Annotated in this window: 14 protein-coding genes; 10 read left to right on the top strand and 4 right to left on the bottom strand. The window is 68.0% G+C overall.

What is annotated here, in order from left to right:
• Positions 1 to 43: 43 nt before the first annotated feature.
• A complete protein-coding gene (locus tag Q8O14_08305; protein MDP2360740.1) occupies positions 44 to 3,694 on the bottom strand; it encodes a C25 family cysteine peptidase in 3,651 nt (1,216 codons plus the stop codon).
• A 455-nt stretch (positions 3,695 to 4,149) separates the two neighbouring features.
• On the opposite strand from Q8O14_08305, the gene Q8O14_08300 reads away from it, so the two are divergent.
• The gene (locus tag Q8O14_08300; GenBank protein ID MDP2360739.1) at positions 4,150 to 4,974 is read left to right on the top strand and encodes a CheR family methyltransferase; all 825 of its coding nucleotides are present in this window, start codon (positions 4,150 to 4,152) and stop codon (positions 4,972 to 4,974) included.
• Between the two features lie 43 nt (positions 4,975 to 5,017).
• On the opposite strand, the gene Q8O14_08295 is transcribed toward Q8O14_08300, so the two are convergent.
• Entirely contained in the window at positions 5,018 to 5,299 is a 282-nt protein-coding gene (locus Q8O14_08295) for a hypothetical protein (GenBank protein ID MDP2360738.1), read from the bottom strand.
• Between the two features lie 180 nt (positions 5,300 to 5,479).
• Here Q8O14_08295 and Q8O14_08290 point away from each other — a divergent pair, with 180 nt between their 5' ends.
• The 3 genes from Q8O14_08290 (at position 5,480) to Q8O14_08280 (ending at position 11,211) form a co-directional block, all read left to right on the top strand.
• Positions 5,480 to 7,378, top strand: a complete 1,899-nt coding sequence (locus tag Q8O14_08290; GenBank protein MDP2360737.1) for a hypothetical protein — start codon at positions 5,480 to 5,482, stop codon at positions 7,376 to 7,378.
• A 35-nt stretch (positions 7,379 to 7,413) separates the two neighbouring features.
• Positions 7,414 to 8,682 carry an asparagine synthetase B gene (locus Q8O14_08285; protein ID MDP2360736.1) on the top strand — a complete coding sequence of 423 codons (1,269 nt, stop codon included), beginning with the start codon at positions 7,414 to 7,416 and terminating at the stop codon, positions 8,680 to 8,682.
• Between the two features lie 96 nt (positions 8,683 to 8,778).
• A complete protein-coding gene (locus Q8O14_08280) occupies positions 8,779 to 11,211 on the top strand; it encodes an ATP-dependent DNA helicase (protein ID MDP2360735.1) in 2,433 nt (810 codons plus the stop codon).
• A 6-nt stretch (positions 11,212 to 11,217) separates the two neighbouring features.
• Here Q8O14_08280 and Q8O14_08275 read toward each other — a convergent pair whose 3' ends face one another.
• Entirely contained in the window at positions 11,218 to 14,073 is a 2,856-nt protein-coding gene (locus Q8O14_08275) for a hypothetical protein (GenBank protein MDP2360734.1), read from the bottom strand.
• Between the two features lie 234 nt (positions 14,074 to 14,307).
• On the opposite strand from Q8O14_08275, the gene Q8O14_08270 reads away from it, so the two are divergent.
• The 6 genes from Q8O14_08270 (at position 14,308) to Q8O14_08245 (ending at position 21,877) form a co-directional block, all read left to right on the top strand.
• Positions 14,308 to 15,219 carry a PfkB family carbohydrate kinase gene (locus tag Q8O14_08270; GenBank protein MDP2360733.1) on the top strand — a complete coding sequence of 304 codons (912 nt, stop codon included), beginning with the start codon at positions 14,308 to 14,310 and terminating at the stop codon, positions 15,217 to 15,219.
• A gap of 113 nt (positions 15,220 to 15,332) precedes the next feature.
• Entirely contained in the window at positions 15,333 to 17,741 is a 2,409-nt protein-coding gene (lon, locus tag Q8O14_08265) for an endopeptidase La (protein MDP2360732.1), read from the top strand.
• 1 nt (position 17,742) lies between these two features.
• A complete protein-coding gene (locus tag Q8O14_08260) occupies positions 17,743 to 18,405 on the top strand; it encodes an aminodeoxychorismate/anthranilate synthase component II (GenBank protein ID MDP2360731.1) in 663 nt (220 codons plus the stop codon).
• 110 nt (positions 18,406 to 18,515) lie between these two features.
• On the top strand, positions 18,516 to 18,755 hold the full coding sequence (locus tag Q8O14_08255) for a NifU family protein (GenBank protein ID MDP2360730.1): 240 nt from the start codon (positions 18,516 to 18,518) through the stop codon (positions 18,753 to 18,755).
• Between the two features lie 131 nt (positions 18,756 to 18,886).
• Entirely contained in the window at positions 18,887 to 21,307 is a 2,421-nt protein-coding gene (locus Q8O14_08250) for a hypothetical protein (protein ID MDP2360729.1), read from the top strand.
• A 159-nt stretch (positions 21,308 to 21,466) separates the two neighbouring features.
• Positions 21,467 to 21,877 (top strand): hypothetical protein, encoded by a 411-nt coding sequence (locus Q8O14_08245; GenBank protein MDP2360728.1) that lies wholly within the window; start codon positions 21,467 to 21,469, stop codon positions 21,875 to 21,877.
• Positions 21,878 to 22,006: 129 nt separating this feature from the next.
• Here Q8O14_08245 and Q8O14_08240 read toward each other — a convergent pair whose 3' ends face one another.
• Positions 22,007 to 26,719, bottom strand: coding sequence for a C25 family cysteine peptidase (locus Q8O14_08240; GenBank protein MDP2360727.1), 4,713 nt, complete (start codon positions 26,717 to 26,719; stop codon positions 22,007 to 22,009).
• Positions 26,720 to 26,890 lie beyond the last annotated feature (171 nt).

Here is a 26,890-nt window from a genome sequence, read left to right as displayed (position 1 = left end):
CCATCGGCGCCGACCCTTGCCGCACACAGCATGAAAAGCACGCTCAGGGCAAGAGGAGCACACGTTGCACGACGTGGTGTCCTCCTTGTCGCGCCTCCACCAGATAGACGCCGCCCGCCAGGCCGCCGGCGTGAAAGCGGAACTGGCGGTGCCCGGCCGCCACCGGGCCGTTGTGGAGCCGTCGCACCAGCTCGCCCCGAAGGTTGTAGACGCTGAGCTGGAGTGGAGCGGCGCTGGGCAGCTCCAGCCGGATGATGGTCTCCGGATTGAAGGGATTGGGGGCGGCCGGCGCCATGGCCAGGGCGCGGGGGCGCTCCCCGGCTGGCAGGGCTGTCTCCTCGAAGCGCTCCGCGGTGGTGATGAGCAGGGCCGTCTGGCTGGTGACGGGCTGCCCGGCGGGCGGGTACTGGCCGTTGAAGGTGTACTGCAGCCCGGCCGCCTCGTCCGGGCGCTCCACCCCCACCGTGAAGATGTGTTCGCCGAAGGTGGTGACGATGTCCTGATACTGCAGCAGGATCTCGCCGTCGCTGGTGGGCGTGGGCCACCAGGCGGGATCCCGCAGCACGGCTTGGAACCAGTTGTCCTGGTAGGGATGGCCCGTGTGGTGGAAGTTGTTCCACTGGATCGTGAAGGTGTGCTCCGCTTCGTCGTGATGGCGGTAGCAGCGGCCGAAGCGGGAGCCGCCGTAGTAGTTGTAGAGGTCGGTCCAGAACACGGCGACCATGGCGGCCGGCCCCTGGGCCGCGGGGATGGGCGTGTTGAGGCCGATGATGTGATCCGGCTGCGCGCCCATGGCGATCCAGCCGTTGGAGCAGACCGTGATCGTGTCGTAGTCCACGCCGTAGAAGCGAAAGGGGAAGGGCAGGGGCAGCACGCGGCTGACTCCGTCCACGCCGTCATCGTTGAAGATGGCGCCCTCGTCGTTCATGGGAAGCTCGGTCCCCAGCTGTGTGATGTCGTGGTAGTCGTAGACGGGGGCCCGCGGCGAGCTGTCGCCGTGATGGTAGATGAGATAGCCGTGGTCGTCAGGGCCCACCGGATCCGTGGGGCCGGCCTCCCCCACGGCCAGGGTGATGGGCAGGCGGGCCGCCATGGAGTGGTCGGCGCGGAAGCAAACGAGTTCCAGGTTGAGTCGCGCCCCGGGCAGCACGCCGGACGCCAGCAGCAGGCGGAAGGAGGCGGCACCCTCGGCGCCCGGTTCCAGCGGGTCGAGGGCGGCGTCGGCGTCCAACATCGTGCAGGCGGTACTGGATGGAAAGAGGCGGCAGCTGTTGGCATCCAGGAGCAGCGGGCCCGCATTGCGGAAGGTCAGGAGCAGCTCCACCACCGCCCCCGGCACGGGCGTGGGCGGCAAGGTCTGCAACTGCAGCAGCTCGGGCCTCGCCCCCGCCGCCACGGCCACCAGCCTCCGTTCCCACAGGAGCTCGCCCGCCGCCTCGCGCAAGGTCAGGCGCATGGGCAGTTCCCGGCCATGCTCCACACTGGGGGCAAGCCGCAGGGCCATCCCTTCCGTTTCCAGGATCTCCCCGGAGGCCAGGGCGGGCAAGTCCATCTCGTCCACCAGCACGGTCAGTCCGTCGTCCAGCGCCTCGACGGAGAGCCGTCGCCCGGCCGGACTGCCGGCCACGCCGGCCTCACGCAGCCTCAGCGCCAGGGCGAACTCGTCGCCGGCCGCCAGCAGGCTATCCTCCGCCGCGGCGGACCAGTTCAGCAGGACCAGGTTGGATCCAGCCGGGGCGGGCGTGAACTCCAGATCGAGGGGGATCCAGTCATCCCCGTGGATGACGAGGTGGGAGGCCTCAACGGCCAGCGGCGCGAAATCCAGCACGGCCCGTCCGTCCGCATCCGTCCGCGCCAGGGCCAGACGGCGGTTGTCGGATCCGCTCAGGCAGACCCACAACTCGGCGCCGGGCTGTCCCTCCGTGTCGCTCACCATCAGCTCGAGCTGGGTGGAGCCCGCCGGCGGCGGCGTCCAGGCGGGTTGGGCCACTGTGCGCTGGCTGCCCAGCCGCAGGCGGGTGCCGGGGTCGCCCAACAGGTTGTAGCAGTAGAAGTAGAAGGGTGCGTTCGTCGTCTGGCTGGGGGAGCCGGGGTCGTGCCAGATCTGGGTGCGGTGGTTGGGAAAGCAGTGCCACAGCTCGGCCTTGCCGCGATCCATCAAGGCCCCCACGTCACGGATGCCCTCTTCGAGCAGGCCTTGGTAGATCCCCATGTTGATGGTGTTGTTCCACCTGGTGTGGGTGTCCTCCTCGGAGGGCCCGATGAAGGCCACGGCCCCTTTCGGCTCGGAGGTCGAGCCCACGCGCAGGAAGGCCTCGCCCAGGCAGGGGTCGTAATTGGCGCTGGCGAAATCCCCGCCCCCGCAGACGATGCTGGTCACCAGCGGCCACCGCCCGTAGTTGGACAACTGGTTGATGTTGCTCACGCCGAAGAGCGGCCCGTTCCAGGAATAGCGATAGCCGTAACCGCGGTAGTTCACCACCACCCGGCCGTCATTGATGGCATTGGTGACCAGGGTGGGCGATTGCGGATTTGTGTAGCGGTTGTTGCGGATGGTGTCCACGGGAGCAATTCCCCGCGCCATCAGGTGCTGTCGGATGGACAAGGAGGTCTCGCGCCGGCTGGCGGCGCCCGCCACGTCGTAGACCATGAGGGCCTTGCTCAGCCAGGCATCCCCCGACACCGTCGGCTGCTGGTCGTAGAGCAGGGCGCGGCTGGCCATGATTGAGACCTGGGTGGCGTTGTCGGCGGAGAAGCGCCCCACCAGCACGTCGGCGAAGTAGTCGTCCCCCTCCAGCAGGGCCAGGGTGTGATCGCTGACGATGCGCCGTCCCCAGTTCGTTTCCGCGTACTGGCCGCCGGGCACCAGGTCGCCGGGCAGATGATAGCCGGATTGGTCGATGTTCATGTCGCCGATCAGGAGCAGGTAATCCAACCCCTCGTCCGCGGCCATGGCCTGGGCCGCGTCGCGGATGGGCGCCCAGTAATTGCCGGTCACGCCCAGGGACTCGCTGGAGACAAGGGCGACCTCGAAGCCCTGCTGGCGGCGCCAGGCGGCCCAGTTCGCCATGTAGGTCAGGGACGCCTCCTTGCCCACCACCAGATAACGGCCCAGGGGCAGATCCGCCGTGCGTCCGGCCAGTTGACGCAGGGTCAAGCCCGGATTAAGCACCTGGCGTCCGGCCCGCTCCAGTTGCAGCCACGACCCGGCGCGGGGCACGGCGCCAGGCTGGGCGGCCTCTCCCCCCACGAAGCGGATGCGCAGGGTCATCTCGAGCAGCACGGTCCCGTCATCGGCCACGGGCTGGATGCCCAGGCTGGCCATGCGCTGTCCCAGACGCTGCACGGGCGCCGACAAATCGCAGCAGTCAAGCGATCCCGCCGGGCTTGCCCGGGACCAGAGCTGGGACACCGGCTCCACATCCGCCACGGCGGAGGCGGGCAGCGCGATCCAGCGGCCCAGGACGAGGGGCGGATCGTCCTCGCCCCGCGCCTCCGGCCGCAAGCGGCCATCCGCCAGCTCCTTGGCCAAGCTCTCCTCCAACTGAAGGCTGAGGGTCAAACCCTGGTCGTCCTCGGCCACCAGCTTCATGTGCCAGTCTTGCGCCCGGGCCTGCCAGCCCTCGGCCCGGACCCGGGCGGTACCGACCAGGACAAGCAGGAGGGCGAAAAATGGGATCAACCTGCAAGGCATAATGATCTCCCACCAGGGGCCGGGAGCCAGTCGGCCCCTCTCGACGCGGTTTCCTTGCGAGTAAGTGCCGTTACGCGACGCGATTCCCCCACCGTATGGTCCTCGACATGGGCGTGATCCCGTCGAAGGTCCAAGCCCGGCAGGCTTTTGGGTTCACTGAACGGACTCATGGAAGCAAAGGCGGTGCCAGCTCGTGTGACAGCTTTGTGGCACCCGCGCGGCAGAACCCGGCTTCTGGGTTAATGAACACAATGCCAGAAGTCATGATCGGCCGTGTGGCTGGCCCTGCCATCCCGATGATTGGCATGGAGCCCCTCCCGGCGCCAGCTTGGTGAATGGAGACGACATGATGGCCGATAAGGGATGCGTGGTCGTTGGGGCCATCCGTGCGGGACCATCGCGACCCTCCCCCGGAGGACAGGATCCCGCCTCCCTACAGCAGCCAGGAGACGCCCGTGCTTCCTGAACATTCTCCCGCCGCCGCCACCCGCTTGCATCGGCTGGTCCGTGAGCGCTTCCGGCTTCAACTGACGGATTGCCGACCTCCCCACGAAGTGGGCGGACTGTTGCGCCTCGCCCACAGCCGGGGCTACCCCGCCTTTGACGACTTCCTGGATCTGGTGGAAGAGGACCGGACCGGAAAGCTGGCCTTTGAGGTGGTCAACCGCCTTGGCGCCACCGTCGGCGAGTTCCAGCCCGCGCGCATCCACCTTGACCTGCTCCGGCGCGAATTGCTGCCCACCTGGGAAGAGGGGCGGAGGAAGGGGCGCGTCCTGCGCTTTTGGGTTCCGGGCTGCGGCACGGGAGGGGATGTCTGGCTGCTGGCCTGCGAATTGGATGAGCGCCTCGGCCCCGCCGCGGCGGAATGCGTCTCGATCCTGGGGACAGATTGTTCGGCGCAGGCCCTGACCACCGCCATGGAAGGCGTTTACGACGACGACAGCCTGCGGCGCCTCCCCTGCGACCTGCGCACCCGTTGCTTTGATGAGGCGGATTCACAGAACTGGTGCGTGGCCGACCGGTTGCGCGGCCTGGTCCGCTTCCGCCGGCACAGCTCGGCCGCGCGGCTGCCCATTGTCACGCACGGCCTCGATGCCGTCTTCTGCGCCGGCGCGCTGCGCTATCTCGACCCGGAGACGCGTCGCGCCGTGGTGCGACGTTACGCGGAGGTTCTGCGTCCCGGCGGGTGGCTGCTTACGGGGGGAGTGGATCTTTGCGGCGCGGTCCTGGACGGTCACCAAGTCCACCCGGGAGTCTACCGCCGCCCGCGGTGCGATTGATGGAGGCCTGCGCCCCGGCGCAAGTTCAGTTGGGATGGTTGGCTCAGGGTCCTGGCGGTGAGACGGGCGGCATGGTCCAGCCTCCCCGCGCAGGATCCGGGAAGTCCGGATCGATGTTGCGCGGCCCTTCCTCGGAGAAGGCTTGCACCATGCGGCGCTCCAGTTCCGCATAAAGCTTGGCGGCGCCGGAGAGGATCAGCTTGATCGCCTCCGGGTCGGCTCCCTCCTGCAACAAGACGCTGGCCGCATTGTTGAGGCGGATGAGCGCGTCCGCGTAGGTTCGATAGCGGATGAGATCCTGTTTTTCCACGCCGTCGTTCTTCATGAGCTCCCCGACAGCAAACCGCGTACCATTTCACAATCAGTCCAGATCGCCATAGCCCGCAATCGCTTGCCCTGATTGAAGATTCGGGCTACTTGTTAAGATTGTTCAAGATGTGAGCAGTGTCCTCCCCCGCCACGCCACCCTGTTCAATTGCGGCCCAAGCTGCCTACCTTGCTCCCCATGAAGGGTGTCAGATATTGCACGATCCTGTCACTTGGGTTGCTGCTCGCCATGGCGCCGGTTGTGGGACTGCAGGCGCAACCAGCGGGCGTCTCCGGCCAGGCCGATGGTCTTGAGCCCGATGCGAGGCGCCAGAACGAGTTGCAGGACCGGGCCAACCGCCTCATCCAGCAAGGGCAGTTCCAGCAGGCGCTCCTGATCCTCGAGAGTCTGTCCGGGCGGCGTTCCGACGCGGGACCCCTGCTGCAGATGCTGGACCTCCAAGTGCGGCTGAACGACGAGGAGGGGGCGCGACGCAGCATGGAAGAACTCGCCGCCCGCTTGCCGACCGGTGGGCGCTTGGTCAGCTACCCTGATTTCCAGATCGCCGGCGCTCTCGCCGGCGCCCACTATCGCCTGGGCCGCCCGGCCCGGGCCGCCGACCTGTGGAAGCAGATGAAAGAGCAGGCAAGCTCCGAGCCCCTGGCCCTGGCCGTGTTTCACAGTTATCGTCAGGTTCGTCTGATTGATGAGGCCCATGCCTGGGCCACCGAACAGCGCCGGCGCGCCTCCTCCGTGGACCTGTGGGCCCTGGAGCTGGCCCAGATGCACGAGGAATCGGGCCACCCCCGCGAAGCCTTCGACGAGCTGGCCCTCTGGGGCTGCCGCCAGCAGGCGGCGGGACGCGTGCTGGAGCCGCGCCTGCTGGCCCTGGCCGAGGGCGCGACGGACCGCCGGGTCCTGATCGAGCACATGTTGAAGCGGGTGGAAGGCGGCAAGGAGACCTGCCCCGCCCTGGGCGAAGCCGTGCTGGGGATCCTGGTCCAGCACCGCTGGGTCGGCAAGGCCGTGCCGCTTGCCTGGCGGCTGGACACGGACGGGACGGGGGCGGCGCCCTTCCGCCTGGCGGGCGATCTGGTGCGGGACGGCAGCCACAAGGCGGCCCTTGCTCTGCTCGAGGATCTGGCCCGCCGGGGTCGGCACCCCGCCACGCAGCCCGAGTTCCTGTTGCTCAAGGCCGAATGCCTGGCCGCGCTGGACAAGCCCGAGGAGGCGCTCGCCCTCTTCCGCCAGGCCGCTGGCACGGGCGGGGCCAAGGGTCTTCCCGCCGCCATGAGGGCGGCCGACCTGCTCCACCGCCCCTTGGGGCACTTGCCGGAAGCGGCGCGGGAATTGGAGGGCGTCCTCGCGCGTCAGCCCTCCCACCGCGAGGCGGGGCGTCGACTGGTCCTGCTGCTGGGCTGTCAGGGTGAGCACGAGCGGGCCCGCGACGCCTTGCGCCGCCTGCGGGCGCAACAAGGTCCCGGCGCTGAGGGCGCGTCGGAACTTGACTGGCTGGGCCTGAGCCTGGACTGGTGGGCCGGACGCCTGAGCGCCTGCCGCGAAGGCCTGGGCGCCTTCCTCAAGACGAGCACCCGGCAGGTAGTCTTCAACGACGCCATCGAGCTGATGGACCTGATGGCCTTCGCCACGACGGATTCGGCGAAGGTGGTGGAAGCGGCCCGGGCGGACCGCCTGGCCTACGCGGGCCGCTGGCGGGAGGCCCTGGATCTGCTCCATGCCACGGCGGAGAGCTCCACCGGCCGCCTGGCTGAGTGGCTGGACTGGCGGGCCTGCCTGCTGGCCACCAGGGAAATGCCGCCGACCGAGGCCCGGGCCGAGTACGCGCGCTACCGGCTACGGCAACCGGAGTCGGTCCGCCTGGACCGACTGGCCTGGATGGAACTGGAGGCGATGGAAGGGGAGGGCCAGCCCGTGGACAGCCTGCGCGCCCAGGCCCTGGACTTGTTGCGGACCTGGCCCCAGAGCCTGCTGCAGGACGCCGTGCGGCGTCGCCTGCGCGGCTGGGAGGGCGGAAGTCCGGGCGAAGGCGCCGCGGTCAGTCCAGCTGAGCCCGTCGGCGACGGCCGACCGCGTTGATCCTGGCTGTTGAAGGAAACGAAGGCACAAGCGGCATGAGACCCACCACCCGCATCGCCACCGCCCTGGCGGCCCTTGCCCTGGCGGGGGCGCCGGCCCTTGAAGGCAAGATCCTCGTCCCGATGGATCCGGCCCAGCGCGACCACCTGAAGGCCTACGGCGTGGCATGGTGGACGCTGAGCCAGGGCGTGGACGTGGAATGGCTGCTCAACTATCGCGGCGGCAGCTTCATGATGGATGAGTTCCCCGCCCTCGAGGAGCGCCTGCGCCTGACCGGCGTGAGCTGGGAGTCGGTGGGCGGCGCCGCGGCGGCGGCGATCCATGCCACCATCGAGCAGGAGAACATGGATCGCATCCTGCTCGAGAAGGCGCCCAAGGTGGCCATCTACGCCCCGCCCGACAGCCAGCCGTGGGATGACGCCGTGACCATGGCCCTCGAGTACGCTGAGATCGAGTTCGATCGCATCTGGGACGAGGAGGTGCTGACCGGCAAGCTGCCCGACTACGATTGGCTCCACCTCCACCACGAGGACTTCACCGGCCAGTACGGCAAGTTCTACGCGCAGTACCACAGCGCGGCGTGGTACATCAGGCAGCAGGCCGAGGCCGAGGCCCTGGCCCGCCGGCTCGGCTTCGCCAAGGTCTCGCGGGCGAAACTGGCCGTGGCCCTGGCCATCCGCGACTTCATGGAGCAGGGCGGCTTCATGTTCGCCATGTGCAGCGCCACCGACTCCTACGACGTCGCCCTCTCCGCCATGGACACGGACATCTGCGACGCGGTGTTCGATGGTGACGGGATCGATCCGGGCTGGGCCGGCAAGATCGACTACAGCCAGTGCGTGGCCTTCACCGACTTCCAGATCATCACCGACCCCATGGTCTACGAATTCTCCGACATCGACCTGGGACCGGTCACCGGTCGAAACATCCCCGAGGAGCAGGACTGGTTCAGCCTCTTCGAGTTCAGCGCCAAATGGGATCCAGTGCCCACCATGCTCACCCAGAACCACGTCTCCTGGGTGCGCGGCTTCATGGGCCAGACCACCGCCTTCCGCCGCGACCGTCTCAAGCCGCACGTGCTGGTGATGGGCGAGATCGAAGGCAGCAACGAGACCCGCTACATCCACGGCAACGTGGGCAAGGGCACCTTCACCTTCTATGGCGGCCACGACCCGGAGGACTACCGGCACATGGTGGGCGACCCCGAGACCCAGCTCAGCCTGCACCGCAACTCGCCCGGCTACCGTCTCATCCTCAACAACGTGCTCTTCCCCGCGGCCAAGAAGAAGAAGCAGAAAACCTGAGCCCCGACCATGCGGCGAACGCCAGCCCAGCCCTTCCCCGATCAACCCGGCGAGGCCGGTTCCTCCGCGCCCGCCGCCTCGCCATGAGCCGCCGCCATGCCTGAGCCCGTGCGCCACTTCTCCGTCCAGGCCCTTTGCGAACTGGCCGAGGGCGGCCGCAACGACGGCGGTGGCTGGATTCCCGGCCGCGCCCGCCAGGGGCAGCGCCTGCACATGCAGCACCAGACGCGCGCCATGGCCGAGGGCGCCCGCGTCGAGCTTCCCCTCTCCTGGCGGGGCCGTTTGCTGGACCAGGAGGTCGAGCTCCAGGGCCGCGCCGACCTGGTGGACGCCGAGGGCGTGGTGGAGGAGGTGAAGACCGTGCTCGCCTCGGCCGAACGCATGAGGCGCTTCCGGGCCGAGGACTTCCCCGGCCACGCCCTGCAGGCCCTCTTCTACGCCTGGATGCTGAAGCCCGCCGCCACCGTGCAGGCCCGCCTGCGGCTGGTCAACCTGGGGGACGGGTCCGAGCGCGTGCTGGAGCTGGAGCGCCCCGCCGCCCAACTGCTGGCCGTGCTGGAGACCCAGGTCGCCCTCGCCCTGGCCCGCGAGGAGGCGCAGGACGGGGCAAGCCAACAACGCCGGGCGCGCTCCCGGCGGCTGGACTTCCCCTTTCCCGCTCCCCGGCCCGGCCAGCGCGCCCTCATGCAGGACGTGGAGAACGCCCTGGTCCGGAGCCGCCTCCTGCTGCTGAACGCCCCCACGGGACTGGGCAAGTCCGTCTCCGTCCTGCTGCCGGCCTTGCGCACGGCCATGGCGGCGGGCCGCCGCGTCTTCTTCTGCACGGCGAAGAACACGGGCCGCGAGGCTGCCCTCCAGGTGGCGCGGGCGCTCAACCGGGGGCAGACCTGTGTCACGGCCGTGGCCATGTCCAGTCGCGAGGGCATGTGCCCGGCCGAGGTCTACTTCTGCCACGAGGAGCATTGTCCCCTGCTCAAGGGCATGGCGCCGCGCCTGGAGGAGGCCCTGCGCGAACTGGCGGAGGTGCCGCTGGTGGATCGGGAGGAGCTGGTGGCGGCCGGCCTGCGCCACCGTGTCTGCCCGCACGAGATCGCCCTGGCCCTGACCGAGACGCGCGACCTGGTGGTGGGCGACTACAACTATGTCTTCGACCCCCAGGTGCGCATCCGCCGTCTCTTTGTGGAGGGCGATCCCCAGGATTTCGTGCTCGTCATCGACGAGGCCCACAACCTGGCCCCCCGCGGCCGCTCCTGGTTCAGCGGCGAACTTTCCCGCGATGCCGTGGCCGCGCTGTCCCGCCACCTGCAGGTCGAGCTGGCGGGGGGCGACCTTTTCCAGGGCGGTCCCCTCCAGCGCCCGCTGAGGGGACTGGCAAAGGCCGCGCAGCGTCTGGAAGACTTCTTCGGACGGGTCGAGGAGATGGTGGATGGCGACTTCGAGTTCGCCTACGATGACGGCGTCCGGGCCTTGTCGGCCCGGTTCGACCATGAGGAGCTGGAGGCCGTGCTGGCCCTCTATGAGCGCCATCTGGTGGACCTGCTCCTCACCCGAGTGTTGATGGGCCTGGTGGTGGAGAAGGATCCGGCGGTGGAGTTCTACCGCGGGCTGGATCGCTTCGTCACCCTGGCGCGGGAGGAGAAGGATTCGCGGCGCTCCCTCGTCCTGGTCAGGCCATGCCCGGAAGGACCGCCCGGACTGGTGCTCGAGATCCGCTGCTCATGGGCCGGGGACTGGATCCAGGAGCAGGTGGCGCGCTTTCCCGCCGCCGTGCTCTTCTCCGCCACCTTGCGCCCGTGGGACTGGCACCTGGGCGAGCTGGGCCTGCGCGGCGAGAGCCGGCTGGAAACGATGGCCGCGCCCTCCCCCTTCCCTCCCGGGCATCGCAACCTGGTCATCTTCGAGGGCATGTCCAGCCGTTGGCGCGATCGCCGCCGCGGCCTGCCGCTGCTGGGCCGCCTCGTGGCGGATTGTTTCCGCCGCGTGGGCGGCAACACGGCCGTCTTCCTCCCCTCCTTCGCCTACCTGCGATCCCTGCGCCAGCAGCTTCCCCCCGGCCTGCCCCTGCTTGTCCATGACGGCGAGCTGGAGCAGACCGCCCGCCTGGCCCTGTTGCGCAAACTGGAGCGGCGGAGTCCACACCTGCTCTTGACCGTGATGGGCGGCATTTTCGCCGAGGCTGTCGATTATCCCGGCCGCATGCTGGAGGCCGCCTTGGTGATCAGCCCCGGCCTGCCCCAGCTTTCCCACGAGCGGGAGTTGGCCCGCCTCTGGTACGAATCCCGCGGGGAGTCGGGCTTCGACCAGGCCTACCGCCTGCCCGGCCTCTGCCGGGTGCTGCAGGCGGCCGGCCGGGTCATCCGCCGGCCCGACGACCGCGGCAGCATCGTCCTCTTCTGCGACCGCTTCAGCCAGGCGGACAACCTGGCCGTCATCGAGGAGTTCTACGACGCCCGCCCCTTGCAGCTGGAATTGCCCGGCGAGCTGCTGGACAACCTGGAGGGCTTCCATGGCACCGGCGCCACGGGCTGACCGTCATCAGATCGGCCGGCTGAGCAGGATGCGCCAATAGCTCTGACGATGACGGGAGGCGCGCAGCCAGTCCAGGTCCTCTCCGCCCACGCCCAGGCCGAGACTGGCGATGGTGAGCTTCTTCACGACCAACCCCAGCTGCAGCTCCAGGCCGCTCGTCCACAGCCAGAGGGCGGGCTGGCCGGGTTCCAGGCGGGCGCGGTCCGCCACATGGCCGACGTCGGCGAAGGGCGCCAGCGTCAGGCGCCCGTTGGCCAGGTCCAACACTTGGAAGAGGGGGGGCGCCCCCGGACTGAGGCGCAGCTCCAGGCTGGCCTGGAATACCCGGTCGCCGGCCACGGTGCGCGGCAGGGCCCGCAGGTGGGAGACCGGCCCGCTGGGCAATCCCGCCACCCCGGCCGTCGCATCGCCCAGGTCCAAGGCGTTCAGCAAGGGGTCGGGCGAGAAGCCCAGGGCGCGCCAAGTGTGGCGCTTGCCGGTGAAGGCGTCGAGGCGGGCGGAGGCGACCAGGCGCGCCGCGGGGTGGAACAATGGCTGGATGCGGTAGAGGCCGGCCCGCCAGTAGTCCAGCTGCTCGTCGCCCAGGATCCAGGGCCGGGCCAGGGCGCCGTGAAGCTGGAGGCCATGGCTCCAGCTGGGCCACCAGACCGCGTCGGCCTCCAGCGGGCGGCCGCTCCACGCCGCGGTGAGGGAGACTTGGCCGCGACGGCCGTCCACCGGCAGGAAGGGTGAACTCAGCGTGTCGCCGGTGTCGCCCGTGCGCCATCCGTCCTCCAGCCGCAGGCCGATGCTGAGCGCCACCTGCTCATAGGGTTTGGCGAAGAAGGGCCAACGGCGCCCCAGCCAGGTCGAGAGGTGGGAGCTGTTCACCTCCACCACCCGGTCGTCGACCAGGACGAGACCGTATCCCGTGTTCCATCCCGCCGCCAGGCCCAGGGTCCAGTCCAGCTGCCGGTTCTCCCAGCCCACCTGGGCCACGGGCAGGTCATCGCCCAGCACGCCGCCCGTCACGGTCACCATGTTCTTCATCAGGGGGTCGGCCAGGGCCGCCACACCCATGCCGCCGCCCGGCAGGGGCAGCAGTAGCGCGGCCAGGGGCTTCAGCGCCCATGGGTTGTAGCGCCGATCGGCCAGGATCACCGTCCGCTCCCCGCGCCGCCAGTCGGGGACGCGGATCTCCGGCATCTGGTGGCGCCAGGACGTGTACCGCGCGTGCAGCGGCAGCTCCGCCGGCACCGCCTGCCGGGCCGGATCCACCAGCAGGGGGCGGCTGACGCGGGCCGAATCCAGGGCGAGGGTCAGCAAGCAAACCTGGTCCGCGTGCCCCACGGCGCCCAGGCTGCGCAGGCCCTCTCCGCTGTCACTGACGCGCCGCAGGCCGCCGTGCAGATCCCGGACTGCGAGGTTGGCCCGGAAGTCCGCGAAGACCGTGATCGCCAGCAGGCTGTCGGAGATCCAGACGGGATCGCGTTCGTCCTCGAAATGCGGTTCCAGGTGGGTGGCCCCGCCCCTGGCCCGGTCCAGCAGCGTGATGCGTCGGCACGACTCCGGATCGTCGGTGGCCAGGGCCAACCGGCGGCCGTCGGGGGAGAAATCCGGCCGCATCATCTCCCAGCCCGGTCCGGGATCCCACAGGACCCGCGTCTCGCCATCCTCCTCCAGCATGAGGCGATGGCGGTCCCCTGAAGTGGCCAGCCAGGCCAGGGCGCCGTCGGTGGCCAGGGCCGGGTCCTGCGCCCGCGCGCCGCTCGTCAGCCGCTCCTCGCGGCCCGTGGCCAGATCCAGTGCCCAGAGGTCGGGGATCCAGGAACCGTGCCGGTTTTGCAGGCTGCGGGCGAACACGACCCGCCCTCCGTCCGGTGACAGGGCCGCCCGGTCCAGCAAGCGGCCCTGGGCCAGCCTTTCCGCCCGGCCCATGGAGTCGCAGGAGATCCGGTAGAGAGCCCGATCCCGGCGGGAGAGGCTGTCCCGTCCCACCGCGACCCAGGCGCTGGAGTCGGGCAGGAGGGCCATCCAGTCCACGCGGGCCAGGGGCGTCTCCACCCGCCGGCCGATTTCGTCCAGGGCCTCGCCCAGGGCCAGCTCCGTGTGGTAGAGGGCGAAGACCAGGCGCGACCACTCCTCCTCGAAGGCGCTGAGCGACTGGCCGGTGACCTCCTTGAAGGCCCGCCGGAAAGAGTGGGTGCGCAACCGGGGATGCCGCCAGCGCGTGATCTTCACCAGCGTGCTGTCCCCGTCCCGCCAGGCCAGGTAGAGCACTTTGGCGTAGCCGGCGTCGTGCGCTTCGCTCTCCTTGAGGCGCCTGTCCAAGGTGGCCCGGCGCAGCGCCTCGTCCGAGCGCAGCAGGTTCCAGTGCTCGGTGTAGTACTCGGCCAGTCCCTCCATCCACCAGGCCGGCGTGCCGGAGAGACCGAGGCCCGCCGCGCCCCGCCAGTCGCGCAGGGCCTCGAAGGCCACCGTGTGCTGGAATTCGTGGGCGATGACCTGGTGCAGCCACTCCCGCCGCTGGGAGAAGTGCTTGATGTAGTCGTTCTGGTGCACCCAGATGGCGATGCGGTCACGGAAGGCGAAGCCGTTGACCACGGCGTCGACGTCGGTGATGGCCAGCTCCGTCCGGCCACGCGGTTCCACGCCCAGTTGGCGGGTGATGGGGCCATAGACCTGCTCGGCGATGTCGGCGCAATCCCGCGCCGTCTGCTCCAGGCCCTGGTGGTAGTGGATGCGGAAATGCTCGGTGCTGAGGCTGCGCCAAGCCAGCTCCGCGTGGTTGGCGCCGGTCATCAAGTGGAACATGGCGCCGCCGGCATGGGGCAGCAGCAGGATCAGGATGAAGGGAAGCAATCCCCAGGCCGCTTTGTTCATGAGCTGAAGTCCCTGGCTGATATGGACCGGTGGCGGCCGCCCCCGCGGATGGCCGGCGCGGCCACCAGACCGCGGGCCGCGGGCGCAGGTTCCACGCGTCAAGATTCCTGGACGGAAGGTGGCGATCGGGTCAGCCGAATCCACCTGCCACCCGGGATGCGCTCGGCCCATCATTGACCGGCCGGGGTGCAGGCGCTTCCCTACCTTCCGCCATCCTTGCCGGAAGGACTTCTCATGCGTCTGATCGCCCTGGGCCACATCGTGCTGGACCACCTGCTGCTGGTGGACCACTATCCCGCCATGGACAGCAAAGTGACCGCCCGCCGCGGCCGCACCTGCACCGGGGGGCCGGCGGCGCGGGCGGCCATCACGGCGGCGGCGCTGGGGGCCGAGGTTCACTTCGCCGGCTGTGTGGGTGACGACGAGGCGGGCCAGCGCATCCGCCGGGACTTCGAAGCGGCGGGTGTGGATCTGGATGGTCTTCAGGTCTGCGCCGGACAGGCCACGCCGCGCGCCTCGATCTGGGTGGAGGCGCGCCACGGCAAGCGCACGGTCGTGCTGGACCGGGGCGGCCTGCCCGACTATCCGGCCACCCTGCTGGAGCGTCTGCCCTGGGGGGAGGGCTGCCTGCTCCTGGACGGCAAGGAACCCATCGCGCGGGAGGCCGCCCGCCGCGCCCGCGCCGGCGGCATGACCGTGCTGCTGGATCTGGGCGGCCCGCGGGAGGAGATTGCGCCGCTGGTGGCGGCGGCGGACGTGGTGGCCGTCTCCAAGGCCTTTGTCATGAGCAGGCACCCGGGGCTGGACCTGCTGAAGGCCGCCGCCCAATTGGCCGAGGCCGGGCCGCGTCTGGCCATCATCACCATGGGGGCGGGCGGGGCCATCGTGTGCGAGCGGGGCGGCGAGCCCGGCTGGGTGCCTGCCTGGTCTCCGGGAACCGTGGTGGACACCACCGGCGCCGGTGACGCCTATCACGGCACCCTGGCCTGGGCCTTGCTGAAGCGCTACCCCTTGCGCCAGGCCCTGGCCTGCGCCGCGGTGGCGGGCGGCCTGGCCTGCCGGGATCTGGGCGGGGAAATCAGCGGGCTGGACGCGGAGCTTCTCCTGCGGGAAGCGGAGGCTGTGGCGGAGCAGTTCGGGGGATAGATCCTGTCCCGGGTCCGCCTTTCCTACATTCTGCCATCCCACGCACCATCCACGCGCACGGCGGCCCATTGGCGGCGGGCGGGAGCGCGGCAGACCATGGAAAGTGACGCACGATGCCAGAGGCCCGTCCCAAACCCATCAAGATCCCGGAGCGACTGCCCGCCATTCCCCTGCGCGATGTGGTGCTCTTCCCCTACATGATCTTCCCGCTCCTCATCGGGCGGGAGACCTCGGTCAAGGCGGTGGAGGCGGCCATGGTGCGGGACCGTCTCCTCTTCGTGGTGGCGCAGCGCAACGCCCAGGACGAGGAGCCCCGCCGCGACGGCCTTTACCCGGTGGGCACCATGGTGAAGATCCTCCAGGTGCTGAAAATGCCCAACGGCGTGCTGCGCGTCCTGGTCGAGGGCGTCACCCGCGCCCGCATCAGCCGCTACACCCAGGCCAAGGGCGTGCGTTTCGTCGAGATCAAGGCCCTGGCCGGCGAGGAGAAGGCGGACACGCCGCAGTTGCAGGCTCTCTCTCGCGTGGCGGCCACCCTCTTCCGGCGCTATGTGAATCTCAACCCCAATCTCCCCGATGAGATCCTGGCCAGCATCGAGCAATTGCCCAACATCAGCCTGCTGATCGACTTCATCGCCGCCCACATCGTCCACGGCGTGGACAAGAAGCAGCCCATCCTCGAGGCGGAAGAGCTGGTGGACCGGCTGGAGTACATCACGGCGCTGCTGGAGAGTGAGAACAGCATCCTCGAGCTGGAGCGCACCATCGAGGGCCAGGTGCGCGACAAGATCAGCAAGCACCAGCGTGCCTACTACCTGCAGGAACAGCTTCGTGTCATCCGCGAGGAGCTGGGGGAGCAGTCCGACGACGAGGACGGCGTGGTGGGCCGCTACAAGGAGCAGCTGGGGAAGACGGAGCTGCCGGCCGAGGCAAGGCAGCGGGTGGAGGAGGAGCTGGACAAGCTCCGCCAGATGCCGTCCATGAGTCCGGAGGCCCATGTCATCCGCACCTACCTGGACTGGATCTTCGCCCTGCCCTGGACCGGGCGCACGGCGGACAACCTGGACATCGCCAACGCCGAGCGCACCTTGAACGAGGACCACTACGGCCTGGACAAACCCAAGGAGCGCATCCTGGAACACCTGGCCGTGCTGCGGCTGGTGAAGAAGATGCGCGGGCAGATCATCTGTTTCGTGGGACCGCCCGGCGTGGGCAAGACCAGCCTGGGCCGCAGCATCGCCAACGCCCTCAAGCGCAACTTCGTCCGCATGTCCCTGGGTGGCGTGCGGGACGAGGCGGAGATCCGCGGCCACCGGCGGACTTACATCGGCGCCATGCCCGGCCGGCTGATCCAGGGCATGAAGAAGGCGGGCAGCCACAACCCGGTCATCCTCCTCGACGAGATCGACAAGATGTCCATGGACTTCCGCGGCGATCCCTCGGCCGCGCTGCTGGAGGTGCTGGATCCGGAGCAGAACAACAGCTTCAACGACCACTACCTGGACCTGGACTTCGATCTGAGCGAGGTGATGTTCATCACCACGGCCAATGTGGCGGCGGACATTCCTCCCGCCCTGCGCGACCGCATGGAGATCATCAATCTGCCCGGCTACCTGCTGCATGAGAAACAGCGCATCGCCACCGACTTCCTGGTGCCGCGCCAGGTGGCCCTGCACGGCTTGGATCCGGCCCTGGTCCGCTTCGAGCAGACCGCGCTGGAGGCCCTCATCATGCAGTACACGCAGGAGGCGGGGGTGCGTACCCTGGAGCGCCGCATCGCCAAGATCTGCCGGCGCGTGGCGCGCGAACAGGTGAGCCGGGCCGACGCCGCCGGTCGCAAGCGTGTCCGGCGGCCGCCGACGGTGGTGGTGGACGAGGCTTCGCTGACGGGTTATCTGGGTCTGCCCAACATCATCGAGAAGCGGGCTCCGCAGGAGGCGATGCTGGGGCGCGCCGTCGGCCTGGCCTGGACGCCCGTGGGCGGCGATCTGCTGCAGATCGAGGTGGGGATCTATCCGGGGCGTGGCCGCCTGACCATGACCGGCAAGCTGGGCGACGTGATGAAGGAAAGCGCCATGGCGGCACTGACCTGGCTGCGCACGCACGCCGACGAGCTGGGCATCCGGCCGGGGTTTTTCGACAAGCAGGATCTCCATGTGCACATCCCGGAGGGCGCCATCGCCAAGGACGGGCCCTCGGCCGGCATCACCCTGGTGACGGCCATGGCCAGCGCGGCCACGGGTCGCCTGGTGCGGCCCGACACGGCGATGACGGGGGAGGTGACCCTGCATGGCGAGGTGCTGCCCATCGGCGGGCTGAATGAGAAGGCGATGGCGGCCCTGCGGGCCGGAATCGCCCGGGTGCTGATCCCGGCCGACAATGAACGGGACCTGGTGGACATGCACGCTGCCATCCGCGACAAGCTGGACTTCGTGCCGGTGCGGCGGATGGAGGAGGTGCTGAAGCTCATCCTGTTGCCGAAGGGGCGGCGGCGCTTTCGGGGCATCGCCCCGAAAGCATGACATGTTGCTCTTGATCGACAACCACGACTCCTTCACGCACAACCTGGCGCATCTGCTGGCGCTGGCCTGGAAGGAGCCGGTGGTGGCGCGCGTGGACAAGGTGGATCCCGGCGCGCTTCCGGGGCATCGCCCCGAAGCCCTCATCCTGTCCCCAGGTCCCGGCCGACCCCGGCAATGCCGCGGGCTATGGGAGATTCTGGCGGCCTGCGCCGGGCAGATGCCCATTCTGGGCATCTGCCTGGGTCATCAAGCCATCGGCGAGTGGCTGGGCATGAAGCTGGTCCGCGCCCCCCGCCCCGTGCATGGCCATGCCGTGCCGCTGCGGCATTCGGGCCTGGGCTTGTTCGCCGGTTGTCCGCCGGACTTGTCCGTGGCCCGTTACCACAGCCTGGTGCTGTCAGGTTGCGGGGCGATGCCCCTTCCGGCCGTGGCCGGTCCCGGCCTGCTGGTGGATGCCGTGTGCCAACCCGGACTCCTGATGTCCCTGCGCCATGAGCAGATGGGACTGTGGGGCCTGCAGTTTCATCCAGAGTCCTTCTTGAGTGACGCCGGACCGCTCATGATCCGCAACTTTCGCCGCCACGCGGCCTCCTTTCGCCCCATCGGGGCGAAAGCCATCCCCTCAGGTTCGTCTTGCGGCAGGGGGCCGAATCTGCCTCATTGAGTCCGTCCCGAGTTCTCCTGCCTGGTCTCTGGCCGGGCGAGGTGCCGACGAGCACACGACGACCGCGAGCAGATTGGCATGTTCAGCCCGGTTCAAGGTGGAAAGGTCCCATGAGCGACACGACGATGACGGATCAGATCGCCCAGATCCTGGAAGAGAAGATCGCACCCGCACTGGCCATGGACGGTGGCTTCTGCGAGCTGGTCGAAATCCGCGACAAGGTGGTCTTCCTGCGCCTGGGCGGCGCCTGCTCAGGCTGCCCCTCCTCCACGGTCACGCTCAAGGCGGGGATCGAGCGCATCCTGCGCCAGGAGGTTGACCCGGAGATCATTGTGGAGCAGGCCTGGTAGGCGCCCGGCGGCAACCGATCCACACATTGGCGGCGATCCACGCGAGAAGGGACGATTCACCCTTCCGCCGCATGCGGTATTCAACGGCACCTGATCATGGCTCCAGGTGCGTTGTCGAGGAGGAACTTCCCATGGCCAAGCGGCGCGCTTCTGCATTGTGCCTCCTGCTGCTCCTGGCGGGACTTGCCCACGCAAGCTTCAGCCCCTTCCGGGTGGAGACGCGAGATTTCCCGCCCCCCGTGCAGCGGGATGCCAGCCGGACGGACACGACACTTTACGAGGTGAACTTCATCACCGGCTTTGACGGTTGGACCAGCCAGGACTTGACCGACCAGGGCAGCACCTGGCACATGAGCAGCTTCAACAGTTTCGATGGCTCCTGGAACTGGTGGTCCGCCAGCGTCGACGTGGGCGGCTACCTGGACCACACCCTGCTCTTCCTGGAGCTGCCGCCCCTCAATTTGAGCGCCACCACCAGCCCGCAGCTTACCTTCAACCTCTTCTGGGCGCTGGAGAGCCCGGCCGGTGCCCCCGCCCCCTACGATGGGTGGGATGCCTGCCACGTGGAAGTGAAGATGGGCGCCGGACCCTGGCAGCTGCTCACGCCCTCGACGCCGGCCTACACGGTAAGCAACGCCTTCGCCTTCGGGGAAATCTTCGGCCATGGCATCCGGGCGGGCTGGGCCGGGCTGGGCAACACCTGGCGCAATGCCGTCTGCGACCTGACGCCCTATCGTTCCACCGCCACCCGCATCCGTTTCGCCTTCGCCAGCGACGACTACACATCCTTTCCGGATGACGATGCCCTGACCGGCATGCAGCTGGACAACATCCAGGTGGCGGACGGAGCCCTCATCCTGCTGCAGAACAATGCCGACGGCGTGGACACCCCCGGACCCACCCTTCATTACTCCGGCGTGCCGGCGGCGGGCGACCACTGGGCCGTCTCCACCACCTTCCACAGCAGTCCCTTCAGCGTGCATTGTCAAGTGGCCAACCAGGCAGTGCCCATCAGCAACGTGATCTACAGCCCCCCCATCTTCCTGCCGGCCAACTACACCATGCTCATCGACTTCTGGACCAAGGTCGACCTGCTGGACTACGATGGCGACGGCGACAGCAGCCTGGACGACTACTTCCTGCTGGAGTACAGCCTGGATGGTTTCGTCTGGCGCTCCCTTTTCTATGACTACTACGACACGGAAACGGGCAGCGGGCAGTGGTACCACTTCATGGATGGGGGCGGCCACGGACGCTCCACCAACGTGAGCTTCCTGGGCGGCAATCTCGTCTTCTTCCGCTTCCGGGTCCAGACGGACAACAACCACGACGGCGGCACCGGAACCGGCTTCTTCGTGGACGATTTCCGCGTGGTGGGATCTCCCCTGTTGCCCAATGACGTGGGTGTGACGGAGTTCCGCCTGCCGTACCCGCGGACCCTGGGGCGGCCCATTCCCGGCACCGCCACCTTCCAGAACTTCGGTCTCAACCAGGCGCAGGATGTCCAGTGGTCCCTCTACATGGACAACCTGCCGACAGCCCTGGGCGGCACCTTCAGCCTGGAACAGCACCAGCACGTGGACGTCGCCTTCTCGCTGACCCCGGACGCCACCAGCCTGCACTTTCCACAGATCCGCCTGATGACGCCGGACGGCTACGCCCCCAACGATCGCCTCAATCTGCCCAGTTACATCGTGCGGCCGACCGGCGTCCTGGAACTGGCCAACGATTACGGCTGGGATGTCACCAATCCTGAATTCCTCCACACCACCGGTTCTGGTGACGCCCTGGGCCTGGGCTACGCCCAGCGCTTCCAGCCACCCCAGATGGGCCCCAGCATGGGCTACGCCCTCGACAGCCTGCGCCTTCGCTTCGCCAGCTTCAACATCCCCCCCGAGGATGCCAGTGCCTGGCGCCTGAAGGTTTGGAGCGGCCTGCCCGTCAATGGGACGCTCCTCCATCAATCCGACCACAACTATGCGCCGAGCTACGCCGGCGGCGATGCCAGCGAGGACTGGATCGGCGTCAGCGTGGCCGGCCTGTTGGAGCCCTTCACCCAGCCTTTCTGGATCGAAGTCCTGCCCCTGGAACTGAAATCCTTCCAGACGCCGGGTGATCCTCGACCTGTGCCCAACCTGACACTGGTGCCCCGCACCTGGGAGGAGGTGTCCAGCTACCGGGTTGTGAACAACGCCCTGATTCCCCTCAATAATTTCCAGTTCAATTTCCATTGTTTCGGCCACGAGGAGCTGATCGATTCCCTGCCGGATGGCGGCGCGCGTCCGGCGACGGCCCGCCTCGCCGGCGCCTGGCCCAACCCCTTCAATCCAATGACGACCATCAGCTACCAGTTGGATCGACCCGGCCGGGCCAGCCTGTCCGTGTTCGATCTCCAGGGCCGTCTGGTTGCGCGTTTGATGGATGGTCCGGTCGCAGCGGGCGAGCATCGGGTCGTGTTCAACGGCGCGGCCATGGCAAGCGGACATTACTTGGTGGAGCTGGCGGTGGACGGCGCCCGCATCGGAGCCGAAAAGGTATTGCTGGTCAAGTAGTTCGTCATAGTCACTTCAGAAGAAGAGGGTCCTTTGGGACCCTCTTCCCATGTCTTCCGAGCACAATTCAAGGTTGACACTGGTTCAGATCCTTACCACCCACACCGATACAGTCGACGAAGGACGAAGGGTTCGAATCATCGCAAGCAGAAGGCCGACATGGATCATGTCTACTCCATTCCGGGCAAGTTGACGGTGCGCTATGATCCGTCGAGCAGGGCCATCATCGACACCTGGACCAACTATGGCGTGACCTTGGCGGAGTTCCGGGCGGCCGTGTTGGAGAAGGGCTTGTCCCACGCCCGGGCCAAGGGGGGAAAGGCCTGGATTGTCGACAGCAGCGCGGCGCGGGGGTCTTTCAGCCAAGAGATCCAGGATTGCATCGACCGTGAGGTCTTTCCCGCCTTTGCCCATGAAGGCATCAAGCACTTCATCAGCATCACCTCCCATAGCGCCGTGACGCGCATGTCGATCCTGACCTACCAATCCAAGGTGGGTCCCCACGGCATCATCCTGGTGGAAGCATCCTCGGAGGAGGACGCGGTGGCCTGGTTGCTGAAGAACGCCTGAACCATCCCCGCGGAGTTGTCCACCACTTATCCACCAAGTGGGCGACTATCGTCGCGCGGTGCACGTATCCTTGCCGGACAAGACAAAGGCGGACCATGTCCGCCTTGTCAGAAAGATTTCTGTTGGTTCCTACTTGACCAGGGTCAAGCGACGCACGACCCGGTGCGGACCCGCCTCCATCTTCAACAAATAGACACCGCTGGCCAGGCGCGAGCCGTCCACCAGCAAGTGGTGTTCCCCAGCCGGCTGCCGGCCGCTGAACACCAATCCCACCATCTGTCCGGCCACGTTGAAGAGGCGGGCCTCCACCAACAACGGTTCTGGCAATTGATAGCGGATGGTCGCCGTCGGGTTGAAGGGATTGGGCCAGGCCGCGTCCACACTGAAGGCCCGGGCCTGCTCCCGCCCCTTCTCCAGTTCCGTGTCCGCCACCATCAGAGTCACGGGGATGCTGAGGGAGGCCTGTTCCGGATCGTTGCACTGGAAGAGCACGGTGGCCACGTATTGGCCGCTGGGCAGGAGCAGCCCCTGCACATCGTTGCGGACCCTCAGGCGCAATTCGCCCTCGGCGCCCGGCGACACCATGCCTGCCACGTCCTCCAGCTCCAGCCAGAAGGGCGGCAGGATCTGGATGCTGATCCCGTCGCGGGTGATCTGCATGTGGCGGATGACGAAGCCCGTGGCCTGGTCCCACTGCACGCCGATGCTGCCGGAGTCGCTGTCCGGGTCGTCGGCCGCCATGTCGCCGTAGTTGCAGGTGATGCGCCCGTTGGCCTCCAGCACGACCTGGAAGGTGAAGGGTCCGCCGTAGGAGGCCTGGTTGAAGTGGGGGGCCTCCTGCCAGGTGACCACCAGGCTGTCCTGATCGTTGGTCCACCAGCGGATGAAGCCCTCATGCTCCGCGTTGTTGAGCAGATCGTCCCACCAGACGAGCAGGCTGCGATCGGGGGCGTCGGCATGGGGAATGCCGGCCAGGTTGTTCTGCCAGTACTGGCCGTCCGGCTCCTGGAATGAGACAAAGCCGTTGGCCGCCACCCAAAGCCGCGTTTGCGGAACACCATAAAAGGGGAAGGCGAAGGGCAGGTCGATGGGATCGCTGAAACCGTCGTCCGCCGTGTCGGGGCCGCCATTCAGGTTGAGCACGATCTCGTTGCCGGCCTCCCACATGTCCACCCATCCCGCCGGCGGACCGATGGCCTCGCCCGAGTCCCGCCAGGTGTAGCCGAAGGAGTCGGGCCCTCCCGCGTCGCGGCCGGCGGGCGCCTGCATGCCCTGGGGCGGCCAGGCCTCCGGCGGGAAGATGCGCGCTTGCCAGAGGAGCGGGGCTTGTCCGGTGTTGCCCAGGGTGATTTGGCCCGTGGTCGCTTCCACCTCCGAGCCGGACAGGTTGAAGGTCAGTTCCGTGTCGCTGATGTCCAGGTGGGCCGGTTCCACCGTGAGACCGATGGAGGTTGTGATGCGCACGGCCTTCCCGGCCGCGAAGGGTGAGGCGGTGGCCGGCCGCTGCCGGTAATTGAGCAGGGTCAGACCGACGGTGGCATCCTGGTTCTTCAGGCCGATGGTGCAGTAGGGGAAGTCCTGGCTGTTGCTCTGGTTGTCGCTGAAGGTGTGGTACTGGAAGACGACCTCGCCGTCGCCGGTGGGTGTGGGGTGCAGGGCGGGGTCAAAGAGCAGCAGTTGGAACGTGTTGATGATGTTGTTGGAATTGGTGCGCACGCGATACCACTCCACCACGAAGATCCCTTCCGCCGCCAGGTGCTGGACGCAAACCTGCGCATCGCCCGTCAGCTTGAAATCATCCCACATGGGCGCCAGCATGGGTTCCGGCCCCATGCCGCAGGGCAGGAAGTGGTTGCGGAAATCAGTCTGCAAATGGGCCAGGGGGCCGAACGCGACGAAGCCGTTGGAGCAGACCGCCATGCTGGAATAGCTCTGGCCATAGAGGGTGAAGGGGAAAGGCAGCTCCACGCGGCGGCTGTCGTCGCCCTCGTCGCTGTAGTCGTGCAGATTGACCACGCTGCCCGTGCCTCCACCGTTGGGGGCGATCTCGATCCAGTTGTAGACGGGAGCCTGCAGCCACTGGCTGTCCGTGCTCTCGAAGGCGTAGTAGCCCCAGCCGTCGGGGCCGGTGGGATCCCCCGCCTGCTGGTTGCCCAGCACGATGGGGGCGCGCAGCTCCCCCAAGGCTCCACTTCCCTCGTCCTGCCAGGTCACGATCAACGGGCTGGAGTAGCCGGGCACGAGACTGACTGAAGCTGTGATATCCAGGGTGAGCATGACTTGCTCATCCACGCGCAGGCTGTCCAGTTCGACCAAGGGCGGGTCCACGGATAGACCGCTGCCGGCCGCGAAGGAGAAGTTGAAGCCTACCTGGCCGGCGGGCCGGCTGCCCTTGTTGGAAAGGTGGAGGGTCAGCGGGACCGTCTGGCCTGGATACAGGCCGCCGGCAGGGAAGCTTGCGCCGGCGATCTCCGGCACCGGCGTGCTCAGGGGCAGGGTGGCGCGCGCCAGATAGCTTGCTGTTCCGCTCTCCAGGCGCAGGTTCAAGCGCACGGCCAATCCCTCTGTCCAGTTGGCGGCCGCACGCAATTGGATCAAACCGGTGGCCTGGACCGTGCCCTGGGCGGGCAGTGCGGGCACGGCGCCACTGGACGCCAGCAGCTGTGCCGCGCCGGCGTCGGCCAGCTCCGCCGAGAGGGAGAGGCCAGGCAGATCCTGGCTGGGGGAGGGGTTGTGGAAGCTCAGGTGCAGGGTGGCCACCTCCCCGGGCGTCCACTGGCCATCGCCATCCTCATCCTGGACAATGGCCTGCGCCAGGACCGGCATCGCCACCTGGTCGTCCAGATCGATGCTGGCGCGGGCGGGGACACAGAAGGCCTTGCTGGCCGTGATGGACAGCTCGCCGGGCACCAGGGCCGGCAGTTCGAGCACGACCCGGCCATCGGCATCGGTCAGGCCCAGGGCGCGGGCATCCACGCTCCGCCAGGCGCACACCGCCGCTCCGTCCACCGGTTGGCCGTCCCCGTCCTGCACGCGCAGCTCCAGGGCCTGGGCCCCGCTGCCCAACAGGGTCGGGGCGTGGTCGAAGGAGAGCACGGCGGGCACGCCGCACCATTGCTCCATCCCGGGATCGCCCATCAAGTTGGCCCAGTACGAGAAGCTGTTGATGTTGGAGTCCCCGGGCGGCAGGGTGTTGACCAGCTCCAGCTTGCCCCGGAACATGTTGGTTCCCACCTGGGGAATCCCGAAGTCCAGCAGGGCGCTCCAGGTGCCGCCACAGACCAGGTTGTTGTAGGCCGTGTGGGTGCCCAGCGTGCAGAAGCCCATGGCGGCCACGGCGGCCCCCGGCTGCGTGGCGTTGCCGCCGCGCAGGAAGGCCTCCGTGTAGGCAAGGCCGGTGGAGAAGTCCCCCGATCCGCAGGTGAAGACGTTGGCCACGGGCGTGTTGGAATTGGTCATGTTGAGGAGTGTGTTCGTGCTGAGGTTCTCCATCCCCACCCAGCCGCGGTAGGTGTAGTGGCTGACGCCCTGGTTGAACCAGTTGGCCACCCAGGTGGGGCTGTTGGCGCAGAAGGCCGTGTCCACCTGCATGTAGCCACGCTCCTGCATCAGCTGGAAGCCGAAGTCCCGCGCCATCTGGCTCATGGACTCGCCACAATGGCCGGAGCCCGTCAGCCAGCCGGCCCGCCTCAGCCAGTTGGTGCTGGCCAGATTGGGGCTTTGCTCATAGGTCAGGATCTTGTTGAAGACAGTGGCCATCTGGGTGGCGTTCTCCACGGAGACGCGCCCGACCACCACATCGGCCAGGATGTCGTTGCCGGAGATGGTGGCGTAGTAGTGGTCGTACTGGCTGCCGTGGGTGGGCAGGGCGTAGCTGCCGCCCGTGTCGCCGATGAGAGCCACGTAATGCGGCGGCGTGGGGCTGTTCTGGTACAGGTCGATGATGGCGTTGCGGATGCCTGTCGTCGTCCAGCTGGTGATCTCGGCCTCGCCCAAGATGGTCACGTGATGGCCCTTCTGGCGCTTCCAGGCCACCCAGCTCTGGAAATGCGGCTGGCTTTGCGCGGCGGCCTTGGCGATGACCAGGTAGTTCAAGGGCAGTTGCGGCGCATGCCAGGAGATGTCGGCCAGCGCTCCCTGGCCGCCCGACTCCGGGACGGAGGGATCGATCAGACGCCCGCCCAACATTTGTCGCAGGAACTGGTCTTCACCCTTGCGCCAGGAGTAGACCAGGCCTTCGCCGTCCTCGGACAGGCCCTCCTCCTCGGTCGGCCGCAGGGGAACATTGACGCTGCTTTGCCCGCTGAAGGTGAGGCGCAGGGTGAGAGACTCCAGGTGCTGCAGCTCCCGCGTCACCGGGTTCCAACGCACCGGCGCCACCGAGACCGTGACCAGCCGCGTCTCCCGCAGCAGCATGGGCTCGGAGAGATTGAGCCAGCTCTGGGGCCAGAGGCGCGCCTCGTGGAAGACCTGTTCGTCGCGGATCCAGGGCAGGGGCAGGTCCGCCTCGGTGTGCAGGCGTTCCTGCAAAGGGGCGACACTATGCCAACCCAGGCTGCTCCACTGCGCCGCCACCACCTCCAGCTGCACATTCTTGGTGGCGGGAATGCGCACATGACGGTTGGCCAGGGGCAGGTCCGGACAACCCGCCATGCCCAGCAGTCCCTCGCCCGGCATGCGGACGCTGAAGCCGCCCTCGGATGGGCTTAACACGGGCGCCGGGAACTCCAGCACCAGTTGCAGGCCTGCGTCGGCCGGCAGGGGCGTGGTTTGGCCGGAGGACGGGAAGGGGCTGGCCAGGGTCGGCAGTACCCACAGCAGCAAAGCAATGGCACGATGCATGGTTCGCCTTTCTGTCGTTTGGCCCTTGGTGTTCAGCAATCTTCGTGCCATGCCCAGGAAGGCGCTCTGCTTGATCAGCATGGACCTCGCATCATTCATTTGTTCGCGGCTGACATGCCCGCTTAACAAAGTGATGGGTGGATGTGTCAGGCGCCGTCAAAGGATGCCGGG

This window comes from bacterium (assembly GCA_030685015.1).
In the GTDB taxonomy this organism is placed as follows: domain Bacteria; phylum CAIWAD01; class CAIWAD01; order CAIWAD01; family CAIWAD01; genus CAIWAD01.
Note: the sequence above shows the minus strand (reverse complement) of the source record. Positions and strands in the feature narration are given on the sequence as shown.

Coding starts and splice junctions, on each gene's coding strand:
- Q8O14_08305 (MDP2360740.1), bottom strand. CDS start 3,694: ATGCCTTGCAGGTTGATCCCATTTTTCGCCCTCCTGCTTGTCCTGGTC.
- Q8O14_08295 (MDP2360738.1), bottom strand. CDS start 5,299: ATGAAGAACGACGGCGTGGAAAAACAGGATCTCATCCGCTATCGAACC.
- Q8O14_08290 (MDP2360737.1), top strand. CDS start 5,480: ATGAAGGGTGTCAGATATTGCACGATCCTGTCACTTGGGTTGCTGCTC.
- Q8O14_08285 (MDP2360736.1), top strand. CDS start 7,414: ATGAGACCCACCACCCGCATCGCCACCGCCCTGGCGGCCCTTGCCCTG.
- Q8O14_08280 (MDP2360735.1), top strand. CDS start 8,779: ATGCCTGAGCCCGTGCGCCACTTCTCCGTCCAGGCCCTTTGCGAACTG.
- Q8O14_08275 (MDP2360734.1), bottom strand. CDS start 14,073: ATGAACAAAGCGGCCTGGGGATTGCTTCCCTTCATCCTGATCCTGCTG.
- Q8O14_08270 (MDP2360733.1), top strand. CDS start 14,308: ATGCGTCTGATCGCCCTGGGCCACATCGTGCTGGACCACCTGCTGCTG.
- lon (MDP2360732.1), top strand. CDS start 15,333: ATGCCAGAGGCCCGTCCCAAACCCATCAAGATCCCGGAGCGACTGCCC.
- Q8O14_08260 (MDP2360731.1), top strand. CDS start 17,743: ATGTTGCTCTTGATCGACAACCACGACTCCTTCACGCACAACCTGGCG.
- Q8O14_08255 (MDP2360730.1), top strand. CDS start 18,516: ATGAGCGACACGACGATGACGGATCAGATCGCCCAGATCCTGGAAGAG.
- Q8O14_08250 (MDP2360729.1), top strand. CDS start 18,887: ATGGCCAAGCGGCGCGCTTCTGCATTGTGCCTCCTGCTGCTCCTGGCG.
- Q8O14_08245 (MDP2360728.1), top strand. CDS start 21,467: ATGGATCATGTCTACTCCATTCCGGGCAAGTTGACGGTGCGCTATGAT.
- Q8O14_08240 (MDP2360727.1), bottom strand. CDS start 26,719: ATGCATCGTGCCATTGCTTTGCTGCTGTGGGTACTGCCGACCCTGGCC.